The sequence below is a fragment of the Paenisporosarcina sp. genome (assembly GCF_057785155.1).
This window is the reverse complement of sequence record NZ_JBYNRN010000035.1, coordinates 31921-44240: the sequence shown is the minus strand read 5'-3', so window position 1 is coordinate 44240 and position 12320 is coordinate 31921. Positions and strand designations below refer to the sequence as shown.

Sequence of the window (12320 nt, the reverse complement as noted above, 5' to 3'; positions counted from 1 at the left end):
GTTTATGAGACTAAATTCTTTTTTGCTCCTTTTCAATGAATTGAAAAAATAAGAGTTCAAGTCGATTTCGTGTTAAGATGGTGAAATTAGATTTTGAACGGAGTCGATTTACCTTATGAAAAATAAAATGATTATCGGTTTATTTTATATAATCGGATTAAGTTTTTTAGCTTTAGGCATTAGTGTCATGATTTTAGCAGACCTAGGCGCTGGTGCTTGGGATGCTATGTATGTTGGGCTGTCTGATCACACTGGCTTATCGGTCGGCACATGGATTTTGCTGATTGGTATTTTTCTTATCCTATTAAACAGTTTGATTTTAAAAAAAATGCCTGAATTTTTATCAGTCATCACGATCTTGATTATTGGCTCTCTGATTGATTTTTGGTTAATTGTTGTATTTGCATCATTTTCACCAGAAGGTTTTGCTCTACGTGTTTTAATGTTTATCGGCGCGATTCTCATTATTGCACTTGGGATTTCAAGCTATTTGCAATCAAATTTTGCACGCAATCCTATGGATACACTAATGATGGCTATCCAATATCGAACGGGAAGAAGTTTAGCTTTTTCAAAAACGGTTATGGAAGTTACGGTTTTAATTATTGCTTTACTTCTTGGTGGACCTATTGGCATTGGGACATTTATCGTCACGTTTTCAATTGGACCTCTAATTCAATTATTTATCGGACCAATTACAAGGTTTAGAACCTATCTTTGCACAGATAAAGTAGGAAAACCAGAAGCATCTAATTACTAAAAAACGTATGAAATTTTTTAAGACAATTTAAAAAGTACACTTAGTTTTCCTAAGCCTCTCTATCTCAATTCATCGAGAAAGGGTGGCTTTTCTTCTCTAATGGTTCTATTAATGAATTTGTGATTTTCTTTACAAAGAACCTTGTTGTTTCGAAGCTTGCGTACCAGTGGAGAAAGGAACAGTCGATTAATGATGTACTTCAAACGTTTTTATTTAGTATGTTTAGGGAATACTAAAAGAAGTACATTCAATTTGAGGAGGAGATTTCATTGACGAAAAAAGATAATTTTCCCGAATTTGAACCTGACCATGTGAAGAAAGAAGAACGTGAGAATCAGAAAGAGAAAATCGACGAGCATGAGAAGCATGAAAACGAAAAGACACATAATCATGAATTTGAACAACAAGAAAATGATTTTAAAACGACGAATTCCTTTGAAGTCGATCAAAATAATCAACAACAATCTTCAAAACAAGAAACCGATTTGAATAATCCTGCAACTGACATAGCGAATAAACAAGGTAGAAATTTCAATGCCTAGTTGATAGAAGGTTGTTCCTAATGAACTACAGTTTTACCTAACTAATGCATAATAATTGACTACGTATGGACCAGCTTATATACTTGCAATACAAAACTACAAATTTAACTTCCTTTAAGGGGAGTAGCTATACAGCAAAGTCGTCAATACGGGATGGGAATCCTCGGCTTTGTTGGCAACGTAAGTTGTTTGCGAGACCTTACCGCATATTTGGTGAGGTCTTTTATTTATTTTGAGACGTTAAAACCGGTTATTTGGTTCTAACGTCTTTTTACTTTGCATTATGATGAATAGGGGGTTACCATATGGATGCCTATCAACAACTAGCTAGTACAGTAAATATATCTAATAAAAACAATCGGCTTCTGTCCTATGACGATTCTCTTACGTTAATAGGGACTGGCAGAAGTGCGTATGTTTTTCGAATAAAAGAATCTGATCAAGCAATTAAAATCTTTTTCCCCGAATTTAGACATATTGCAAAAGAAGAAACAGAAATTTACCTGAAATTAAAGGGGATATCCTATTTTCCTACAATCTACGCTTTTGGAGAAAATTATATCGTTATGGATTACATTCAAGGACGTACTCTATTTGAATGTGTAAATGATGGGGTAGCTATTAAGGGATCTCATGTTCGGGAAATTGATTATGCTCTTGCATTGGCTGCTGAAAGAGGTTTGAATCCATCGGATATACATTTGAGGAATTTGTTTATTACGACAAATGATGAAGTTAAGTTGATTGATGTGGCTCGATTTAATCAAACGAAAAATTGTAGTCAGTGGGACGATTTAAAGTATGTGTATTATCGCTTTTATTCAAAGAGAATGTTTCCGAAAAAAATTCCCACTATGATCTTAAATATATTCGCTTATTTTTATAGAAAACCAATCATTACAAAAGCGTTTAACAGTGCAAAAGCCAAGTAAGTGAAGTCTGACAATATATGGGGGAACTACGAAAAAGCCAAAAGAAGGCGAAGCGGCTTTCCGAGAATTCCACAAGCATATTTATCAAACAAATCTATAAAGGAGACATCGACAAAAGTCATGTACTTACTGACTTTTGTTGATGTCTTTTTACATGTATTCATCTCGAATTGATAATAGGTAAAATCGTTGATTGTTTCACTTCTCGGAGGGCTAAAGTAGTTTGAATTCTCGAGATACCTAATTTATTTAGTTTGCGAATAAATGTTTCAAGATCCCGTCGATCTTTGTTCGCGACTTTTAGAATGTAATCGAATTCTCCAGTCAAACATTGGCATTCCAACACTTCGGGCATATCCACTAAATTCTGTTCAAGAACCTCCAGTTTTTCAGCATGGTGAATGTCAGTACTTATAAATACGAAACTGAGTAAATCAAACCCGAGTTTTTCTTGATCTAAAATAGCGACTTGCCGATTGATATACCCTTCGCTTACTAAACGTTTAATACGCGCATGCGTTGCAGGGGGTGACAGATTAACGCGTCTTCCAAGTTCGGCATTACTAATATCTGATGAACGTTGCAAGATATCAAGTATAAATAAATCTAGATTGTCTAAATTTTTGTCACTCGTTGGTTCCATTGGGAAAACTCCTTTTTAATTCTTCTGTAAATCTGCTTAAAATAATATTTATTCAGAATAAAATTAAGTTATTATCGAAATTACATTCGTTTGTTTCGAATTTATTCACATTAACGAAATGATATATGGTTATTTATCCTTTGATGCTAGAATTATTCTATCGTAAGAATGACGAAGGAGCAATCATCATGCCGTATATCTATTATTTGTTGTTATTATTTACGAGCTTACTTTGGGGTGGGAATTTTGTTGTAGGCAAATCACTTGTTGAACATGCTTCACCGTCTACATTAACCTTATTACGTTGGCTCATTGCGGTTGCCTGTCTAATTCCAATTGTATGGTGGAAAGAAAAATCATTAAGGCCAAACAAAAAAGCGATTGTTCCTTTAGTTTTAATGGGGGGTACGGGCGTTGTAATGTTTAATTTATTTCAATTTGTTGCACTTGATTTTACCTCAGCCACAAATGTTGGACTGATTTCGACTTTAAATATGTTTTCCATTGCCTTAAGTTCCTATTTGTTTTTGAAAGAGAAAATCAACTTGTTTCAATTAATTGCCATGTTGGTTTCTCTAGGTGGTGTTCTATTAGTTTTGACAAATGGGCATCTCGAAACATTACTAACTTTTCAATTTAATAGAGGAGATTTATTCATGATGGCAGCTGTAGCTGTTTGGGGTTTATATGCTGTATGTAGTAAGTGGGCAATGTCCTACACCACTCCTTTGATGGCAACCATGTACTCCGGCATATTTGGTGTAATCATGTTAATCCCGTTTCATCTTCGTGATTTTACAATCGAAAAAATCGATGGATCTTTTGTTCAATCGATTCTATATACTGGAGTAATTTCGACAGTCGTTTGCATGCTATTATGGAATATTGGTGTTCAAAAACTAGGAGCAACAACATCCGGTATTTTCTTGAATTTCAATCCTGTTTTCACCGCAATTCTTGCTTTTGTGTTTTTAGGTGAAAGTATGACGGTGGTACAAGGTATCGGAAGCTTAACCGTTATTTTAGGTAGTATTATGTTTACGATGGTTAAATCAAATCATCTTCGATTGCTAAAGAGGTTCGAGTGGAAACGCATTCCTCTCGCTGATTCATCGGCGTCATTAGCCCTGAAGAAAGAATAATAAAAGCCGATTGTCCCATTAAAGAGGGCAATCGGCTTTTGTCTATTTAGTTGCTACGCCTTCAATTTCTTCTGTAAGCTTAATTAATTCATCAACCAATTCTCCGATATAAGCTATCGTATCACGAAGCGGTTGTTCAGTTGTTACATCGACTCCAGCCATTTGTGCTAACTCAACAGGTGTTTTAGTTCCTCCTGCTTGAAGTACTTCTAACCAATCCGCTACAGCCGACTCGCCTTCAGATAAAATGCGTTTTGATACTTGAGTTGAGATTGTAAGACCTGCACTATATGTGTATGGATATAATCCCATGTAGTAATGAGGTTGACGCATCCAAGTTAATTCTGCTCCAGGAGTGATCTCAACCGCATCTCCCCAGAATTCTTCTAACACACCTCTTTTGATTTCATTCAAAATGCCAGCATTTACGTTTTCACCTGCATTCACACGCTCATAAACTTTACGTTGATAGGCTGCCTCTAATAGATGCGTCACAAAATTGTGATAGTACGTGCGAGCAACAATAGAGGAGATAACCCAGCGTTTGAATTTCGGGTCATCCGAGTTTTCTAGTAAATGATTCGCCATTAACATTTCGTTCATCGTTGAAGGTGCTTCAATGAAATATAAAGATGGACGAGAGTTGAAAACGTTTTGTTTCTTATGTGCATTATAGAAATGACCAGCATGTCCGAGTTCGTGTGCCAAAACAAATACTTCGTTCATACGACTAGACCATGAGATTAAAATGTACGGATGTGACCCATATGGACTTGAACAAAATGCACCTGTAGATTTCCCAGTGTTTTGAGCAAAATCAATCCATCGCTCATCAAACGAACGATTGACCATATCTAAATAATCGTCTCCCATAATTGCTAAAGCATCATTCATGTATTTTTTAGATTCTTCAATCGTAATTTTCGGTTCATAAGACGGATCCAATGGGATTTTCAAATCGGCAAAAGTCATTTTATCAAGGCCATGAACATCTTGCAGAAGTTTAGCATATTTTCTCATGTGAGGTGCAAGCTCACTTGTAATTAAATCAATTTGACGATTGTAAAGTGATTGATCGACTTCTTGATCGAATAATAAATAGTCGAAAATGTTGTCATATCCACGTAAATCCGACGTGGTTTTTTCTATTTGCAACTTCATATCATACGTTTTAGCAGTTGTGTGTTGATAGTTTTTTATTTGTTTTGAAAAGGAATCAAAAGCAGCACGTCTAATTTCTGTATCGGTTTCAGCTTCCCAATCCCCTTCAAATGAAACATAACTTAAGGGGTATTTCTTGCCATTCACTTCGAAGTCTTCAAAAGATAAATCGACCATTTTAGTTGTATTGTACAAACCATATGGTGCTGAGAAAGATGAAGAATAGGCAGCTAATGTCTTTTCAACCTCAGGGTGCAACTGATGTGGTTTTTGTCGAATTAATTCTTTCAAATAATGAGCGTATTCCTCAGATTTATTCATCGCTTCATTCAACTCATCCATTGACAACTCAAGTAATTCACTGTCTACAAAAGATAATTTACTGCTTATGGATGCAGCGATTGAACTAAATTTGCCTGAACGCATTTGTGCTTCGTTATCTGTTTGGTCAGTGCTGAAAGCTAGACTTGCATAAGCACCAATAGGTGTGAATTTTTCATAAACAGCAGCATACCCTGTTAGGGCTTCTATTGCAGAATCACTGTCTGTAATCTTCCCTTTGAAATTCGAGTGAAATGAATCTACTAACTGAACTAGCTCAGAAATTGCATCTTGATATTCTTTCTCTGAAGAAAACAAATCCTCTAAATTCCAAGTTTCTTCAACTGTTACTTCAGAACGTGCAGGTAAACCTTTAACCATTTGCTCATCTCCCCTTAATGTTACGAAATACGAACTAATTAATAGTATAAAGGTTTCTATATCAAATGTGTGAAAATTAAATTATTTTATTTTCGAAAGTGTAAAATAATAGTAGATAGGTGATTTACATAGAATCTAGACTTAGAAAAAACGAATGGAGGGGAAATGGTGAGACGTAATTTTTATTTAACAGATCAAACACTTCAACATATTTTGCGCAGCGAATTGGATACACCTTTTTTTCAATTTGCAGATAAAGAATTAAAAGCTTTTGGTGAGCAAGTGGCGAATGAAATCGATGAACGAGCAAAGCATACCGACCGCATGGGAGAACCAAAATTAATTAAATACGATAAATTCGGAGATGATTCTTCGACTGTTTGGGTGAACGAGGGTTATCTACAGACGGTCAAAGAAACGTATGAGACGGGAATAGTTGGCTATGTCCACAAAGAAATACCTGAGCTTAAGAGCCAAGGGAATTATTTATACAGTTTTGCACAAGGCTATGTATTGTCTCAGGCGGAAGCCGGGTTTTATTGTCCGGTCACGTTGACGATGGCCACTGCTTTTTTGCTAGATCATTATGCAAGTGACCAGTTAAAAGAGAAATTTCTTCCGCATGTTTGTGCCACAGGAGATGTTGAGCTTTTTGAAGGAGCCACCTTTTTAACAGAACGACAAGGGGGATCTGATGTAGGAGCGAATATCGTTCGCGCTGTAAAGGACGGCGAAGACTATCGATTATATGGTGAAAAGTATTTTGCATCAAATGCAGGAATGGCTGGAGTTGCAATGGTGTTAGCTCGAATTGAAGGGGCTACTTCAGGTTCAAAAGGATTAACACTATTTGCGGTTCCATGGCGTAATGAAACCGGAAGTTTGAATGGGATATCCATCCGACGATTAAAAGATAAGCTAGGAGTACGTGCTGTTCCAAGTGGGGAAGTCGAGTTTGATGGAGCAATTGCTTATGTAGTTGGTGATCCTGCAAATGGACTGAAATATATGATGGAAGCATTGAATTTGTCACGTATATGTAATGCTGTTGCCTCTCTAGGAATTATGCGAAGAGCATTAACTGAAGCGCAGGAATATACTGAAAATCGTGATGCGTTTGGTCAAAAACTGATTAATTTTCCTATGGTTCAAGACACGATTGGACAGTTAACGGCAAAGCATGAAATTGAATTATTAACGGTTTTTGACTTAATCAAATTGTATGATCGTGTGGTTGCTGGAAATGGAACGTCAGAGGAAATCATTCTAAATCGATTGTTTATTGCCATAATGAAAAAAGAGTCAGCAGAGCAAGCGATTCATTTTGCTCATGAAGCCATTGAGCTGCACGGAGGTAACGGATATATCGAAGATTTCGTCACACCAAGATTGCTTCGAGATGCACAAGTGCTAACTGTTTGGGAAGGAACTGCAAATATTCTAGGGCTTGAACTTGTTCGTCTAGTGCGGAAATTTGATGCGCATTTGTTATTCGTGAAATTTGTTGAACAAAGACTTTCACATATTAAAACACAGGATAGCAGATTTGAAATTGTTCAAAAGGAGTTAGCTCACTTAAACGAAAAACTAGTAAAATTTGCGTTGTTGGATGAAAATACTCAAACCCTTGAGGCGAAAATAATTGCTAAGCAAATGGCTTGGATGTATGAGAGTTTAGTTGCAATCGAGGTAGCACATAAATTGGGTAGTAGATATGAATTGTTCGCTGACATTTACTTAGAAAACACATGGAATCTACGAGAATTTGGAGCAGAAGCAAAGAGTTTAAAACTGTTTCTTTAGAATAATTATTTCTAAAGAAAAATCATAACTTTTTCTGTATTACACACTCTAAAAGTAATCGTCAAATTAATGAAAGTATTCTTAATAGTTCGCGTATTAAAGGAATAAGCAATTTATTTTGACGCAAGCATATACTTCGGATAAGATAACTAATACCAAGTAAGTTTATCTGAATTAGGAGGAATACAAATGAAAAAGTTTAAAATATGGTTAGTTTTATTAATTGGAGTCCTGATGTTATCGGCATGTGGAACTTCTGAGAATGAGGATGCAAGTGACAATAAAGATATAGGTTCAAAAGAAGAAACAACTGATTTACTGGCAAAAGTTAAAGAAGATGGCGAATTGTTAATTGGAACAGAAGGAACTTACCCTCCTTTTACTTATCATGATGAGAGTGGGAAGTTAACAGGCTTTGATGTTGAGATTGCCGAAGAAATTGCTGCACGTTTAGGTGTTGAACCGAAATTCATGGAAACACAATGGGACGCTATGTTTGCAGGACTTGATTCTGAACGATTTGACATGATTGCGAACCAAGTAGGTATTCGTGAAGATCGCCTTGAAAAATATGCTTTTTCTGAGCCATATATTTCATCTGCAGCTGTATTGGTCACACACTCAGATAATGAAGACGTAAAAAGTTTTGAAGATATTAAAGGCTTGAAAGCAGCGCAGTCACTAACAAGTAACTATGGAGAAATTGCAAAAACAAACGGCGCGGAATTAGTTGGCGTGGAAGGCTTTAACCAAGCAATTGAGCTTCTAAATTCAAAACGCGTAGATGTAACAATTAACGATAAACTTTCTGTATTGGATTTCCAGAAGCAAAAACCTGATGCGAAAATTAAAATCGTAGCAGAAGCAGACGATGCAGCACAAAGTGGATTAATGTTCCGCCAAGGGAACGACACATTAGTGGAAGCGGTAAATGAAGCGTTAAAAGAAATGATTGAAGATGGAACGTACGACGAAATTTCTGAAAAATGGTTTGGCGAAAATGTTTTGGAATAGTTTTAACATAGAGCCCGATAAAATGGAGCGATATATAGATATCGCTCAAACTTCCCTCCAGCCTTTGCTGGAGGGTCTAGTTGTCTTTACGCTTCCTTTAAGTATTATTGCGTTTATTCTTGGATTAATTCTTGCTGTCTTCACAGCATTAGCTCGTATTTCAACCGTTAAAATATTTCAATGGATTGCACGATTTTATGTGTCGATTATTCGAGGAACACCCTTATTAGTTCAATTATTTATTTTATTTTACGGACTTCCTACATTAGGAATCGTCATCGATCCTTTTCCAGCAGCGGTCATAGGATTTTCATTGAATGTCGGTGCTTATGCTTCTGAAATTATACGTGCCGCTATTCTTTCCATACCGAAAGGTCAGTGGGAAGCAGCTCAAATGATTGGAATGACATATTCCCAATCGTTACAACGTGTCATTTTACCGCAAGCTACACGTGTGTCTATCCCGCCGTTATCTAACTCGTTTATTGGATTGGTGAAAGACACGTCATTAGCTTCGTTAATTCTTGTTACGGAAATGTTTCGACGTGCTCAAGAAATTGCAGCAACTAATTATGAGTTCTTACTTCTTTATGTTGAAGCAGCGGCCATTTACTGGATCATTTGTTTCTTCCTTTCTATCATTCAAGGCAGATTAGAACATCGATTTGATCGATACGTAACAAGATAACTGAATTGAACAGATGAAAAAGAAAGGAGTACATTATGATTACAATAAATGGATTACACAAGCAGTTTGGACAATTAGAAGTGCTAAAGGGAATTGATCTGAAAATTAATAAGGGGCAAGTAGTCGTTGTAATCGGACCATCTGGATCCGGTAAAACAACCTTACTTAGATGCCTGAATATATTAGAGGTACCAACGTCGGGGAGTATTACAATCGACGATCAAACAACTGACTTTTCAACGAAGGTACCCAAAAAATCAGTTGATGCTTTAAGAAAAAAATCTGCGATGGTTTTTCAACATTATAATTTATTTCCACACATGACTGTTCTTCAAAACGTCATGGAAGGACCGATTATCGTGAAGAAACTTTCGAAAGTGGAAGCACGTAAAAGGGCTGAGAATTTATTAGTTAAAGTGGGTCTGGGTGATAAACTCGACTTCTTCCCTCATCAACTATCTGGTGGTCAACAGCAACGTGTAGGCATTGCACGTGCCTTAGCTCTGGAACCAAAAGTCATGTTATTTGATGAACCTACCTCTGCTCTAGACCCTGAATTAGTTGGAGAAGTGTTACAAGTCATGAAGGATTTAGCGGATGAAGGTATCACGATGGTCGTTGTCACACATGAAATGCGCTTTGCGAAAGATGTTGCTGACGAAGTTATTTTTATGGACCAAGGAAAGATTATCGAACGAAGCGAACCCAATGAAATGTTTACACAACCTAAAGAAGAACGCACGCGTCAATTTTTAAATCTTATACAAGTACATTAAAAGGGCTACCCAAAAGTCAGTGAAGACTGACTTACTGGGAGCCCTTTTTGTTTTTGAAAATTTCCCACCAATTAGTTGCGCAAAATTATATAAATCATGTACACGATATAAGACAAAGCTAGAAATAATCCTTCTCTTTTACCTATTTTGTAATGTGTTAATGCAAAGATAAGAACGATCACGGTAAAGGCCAGTAAAACAATGACGTCCGTAAATAAGGAGGCATTTACTCCGATTGGAGAAATGGTAGCAGAAGCCCCTAATACAAAAAGAATATTGAAAATGTTACTTCCGATAATATTGCCAAGTGCGATTTCACTTTCTTTTTTCAAGGCCGCAACAATTGACGTAACGAGTTCTGGAAGCGATGTACCTACAGCGACAATGGTGAGCCCAACAAGTGCTTCACTCATACCTAGAGACAATGCGATTTCAGTGCTGTTTTTTACCACGAAATCTCCGCCAAACACAATAGCAGCAAGTCCCCCAATAGTGTAGACTACATTTTTGATCCACCCTTTATCTTTTTCTTCCAAGACTGTTTCAGGTTCTTCAAAGTTATTGCGACTTTTTCGAGCTACTTCAAAAATATAGTATAGGAAGACCGCAAATATAAGTAAGAGAACTAAACCATCACTGCGAGTCAATGCATTTCCAGTGAAGTCTTGTAAAAAGATATCAGCCATTAAAACAAGCAATGTAATAGTGGCTAAAAAAGAAAAAGGGATTTCTTTACGGATTGTTTGGCTATTTACTACCAACGGGGCAATAAATGCAGTAGCACCCAAAACTAATAACGTATTGAACATATTACTTCCTACTACATTACCTAAAGAAACATCGTCATTTCCATTTAATGCAGCAATGATACTAACGGTTGCTTCAGGAGAGCTTGTTCCAAATGAAACAATGGTTAGACCGACCAATATAGGTGGAACTTTAAGTAATGCAGAAATATTCGAGGCACCTTTGACGAAATAATTGGCACCAATCATAAGTAAAACAAACCCGACAATCAATAAGAGATAAGTCATTGCTAGACCTCGTTTTTATTTTTTATAGTAACAAATAAAAATAAGGGTTACGAGCATTAGGAATTGGGTAAACAAAATGGTGTAGTTTTTTATAGTAGTGATGTATTTATTTGTAAGAAAACTATAAAACAAATGGTAAAAAAGTAATGTTTTTAAATAAAAGTGATTTAAACAATCTTCAATTTCGTTAGCCTATCAAATGCATTGAAAGGAGGTGAATGACGACGTGCAAAAACGAATATGGCAGACGGTAATTCTTTTTGGTGTTCTCAGTATTCCATCATTTGCTTCAGCAGAAGGCGGATTGCTTAAGAATACGTTAACTACCACGACTGATATTGTGGAGACGACAACGAATCAAGTTGTTGAAACTACTTCTAAAGTGGACGAAGTGTTACCTGTTGAAACGAATGAGCCTGTATCGGCATTGGTAGAAACGGTAAATGAAACCACTCAAAGTGTTACGGAAACTGTCATCGATGAAAAGCCACTAGTAGAAGTGGAATTATCAGACAAACCAACAATTAAAGTTAATACACCCGTAATTGAGTCTGAAGTTTCAACTAAACCAGTAGTGAAGGTGGAAACACCGGTTGCAGAAATTAAAGTTTCTGAACCTGTTCAAGTTGATGTTCCAACGGATGTAAAAGTGGAACCAATCATAGAAACTTCAACTAACGTGATTGAAAAAGCAGAAGTTAGTGATAGGGTAGAGACTAAAAAAGTCACGTTAGTAGAACCAAATGTAAAGCCTGAGTCCGTTGATATTTTTGAGGAAGCAGAAACAGACGATATTCAATTGAGTTCAGAAGACACTAAAACTGAAGAGTTTGATTTGCTAAATGAACAACCAGTTGTTCCGTTTAGAGGTATGGAAAACATTGAACAAATCAAGGTGATTCCCACTATTCCTTCAGGTCCTAGCACACAAAATAGTCCGAGTTCGACAAATGCTGGGCTAACATTAGGAATTTTTAACACGTTTGAAGTTGATCAATCGTATAAGACTTTTTCATACTTTGGAAAAGAACGATTATTTTTTGATCAATGGTTAAATGCACCACCGTCACAACCACCTCAATCTTCTCTTTTTACGATAAGTCGAATTTAAAAAACTTATTTT

Annotated in this window: 12 protein-coding genes; 9 read left to right on the top strand and 3 right to left on the bottom strand. The window is 36.4% G+C overall.

Going from position 1 to position 12320, the window contains the following annotated elements; genetic code table 11:
• Nucleotides 1-115: 115 nt before the first annotated feature.
• The 3 genes from AC3EA5_RS13125 (at nt 116) to AC3EA5_RS13115 (ending at nt 2234) form a co-directional block, all read left to right on the top strand.
• A complete protein-coding gene (locus AC3EA5_RS13125) occupies nt 116-760 on the top strand; it encodes a YczE/YyaS/YitT family protein (RefSeq protein WP_488608748.1) in 645 nt (214 codons plus the stop codon).
• A gap of 269 nt (nt 761-1029) precedes the next feature.
• Nucleotides 1030-1302 carry a hypothetical protein gene (locus tag AC3EA5_RS13120; RefSeq protein WP_488608747.1) on the top strand — a complete coding sequence of 91 codons (273 nt, stop codon included), beginning with the start codon at nt 1030-1032 and terminating at the stop codon, nt 1300-1302.
• 305 nt (nt 1303-1607) lie between these two features.
• Nucleotides 1608-2234, top strand: coding sequence for a protein kinase family protein (locus tag AC3EA5_RS13115; protein WP_488608746.1), 627 nt, complete (start codon nt 1608-1610; stop codon nt 2232-2234).
• 160 nt (nt 2235-2394) lie between these two features.
• On the opposite strand, the gene AC3EA5_RS13110 is transcribed toward AC3EA5_RS13115, so the two are convergent.
• On the bottom strand, nt 2395-2877 hold the full coding sequence (locus AC3EA5_RS13110) for an Lrp/AsnC family transcriptional regulator (protein WP_488608745.1): 483 nt from the start codon (nt 2875-2877) through the stop codon (nt 2395-2397).
• 188 nt (nt 2878-3065) lie between these two features.
• On the opposite strand from AC3EA5_RS13110, the gene AC3EA5_RS13105 reads away from it, so the two are divergent.
• Nucleotides 3066-4019 (top strand): DMT family transporter, encoded by a 954-nt coding sequence (locus AC3EA5_RS13105; protein ID WP_488608744.1) that lies wholly within the window; start codon nt 3066-3068, stop codon nt 4017-4019.
• A 42-nt stretch (nt 4020-4061) separates the two neighbouring features.
• Here AC3EA5_RS13105 and pepF read toward each other — a convergent pair whose 3' ends face one another.
• On the bottom strand, nt 4062-5882 hold the full coding sequence (gene pepF / locus AC3EA5_RS13100) for an oligoendopeptidase F (protein ID WP_488608743.1): 1821 nt from the start codon (nt 5880-5882) through the stop codon (nt 4062-4064).
• 165 nt (nt 5883-6047) lie between these two features.
• Between pepF and AC3EA5_RS13095 the strand changes: the two genes are divergently transcribed.
• The 4 genes from AC3EA5_RS13095 (at nt 6048) to AC3EA5_RS13080 (ending at nt 10163) form a co-directional block, all read left to right on the top strand.
• A complete protein-coding gene (locus tag AC3EA5_RS13095; RefSeq protein WP_488608742.1) occupies nt 6048-7685 on the top strand; it encodes an acyl-CoA dehydrogenase family protein in 1638 nt (545 codons plus the stop codon).
• A gap of 189 nt (nt 7686-7874) precedes the next feature.
• Nucleotides 7875-8699, top strand: a complete 825-nt coding sequence (locus AC3EA5_RS13090) for a transporter substrate-binding domain-containing protein (RefSeq protein WP_488608741.1) — start codon at nt 7875-7877, stop codon at nt 8697-8699.
• Nucleotides 8686-9387: an amino acid ABC transporter permease gene (locus AC3EA5_RS13085; protein WP_488608740.1), complete on the top strand. Its 702-nt coding sequence runs from the start codon at nt 8686-8688 to the stop codon at nt 9385-9387. The genes AC3EA5_RS13090 and AC3EA5_RS13085 overlap by 14 nt, the downstream gene beginning before the upstream one ends.
• Nucleotides 9388-9422: 35 nt before the next feature.
• On the top strand, nt 9423-10163 hold the full coding sequence (locus tag AC3EA5_RS13080) for an amino acid ABC transporter ATP-binding protein (RefSeq protein ID WP_488608739.1): 741 nt from the start codon (nt 9423-9425) through the stop codon (nt 10161-10163).
• A 71-nt stretch (nt 10164-10234) separates the two neighbouring features.
• Here AC3EA5_RS13080 and AC3EA5_RS13075 read toward each other — a convergent pair whose 3' ends face one another.
• Nucleotides 10235-11197: a calcium/sodium antiporter gene (locus tag AC3EA5_RS13075; RefSeq protein ID WP_488608738.1), complete on the bottom strand. Its 963-nt coding sequence runs from the start codon at nt 11195-11197 to the stop codon at nt 10235-10237.
• A 226-nt stretch (nt 11198-11423) separates the two neighbouring features.
• On the opposite strand from AC3EA5_RS13075, the gene AC3EA5_RS13070 reads away from it, so the two are divergent.
• Nucleotides 11424-12308 carry a hypothetical protein gene (locus AC3EA5_RS13070; protein ID WP_488608737.1) on the top strand — a complete coding sequence of 295 codons (885 nt, stop codon included), beginning with the start codon at nt 11424-11426 and terminating at the stop codon, nt 12306-12308.
• The last annotated feature ends 12 nt before the right edge of the window (nt 12309-12320 follow it).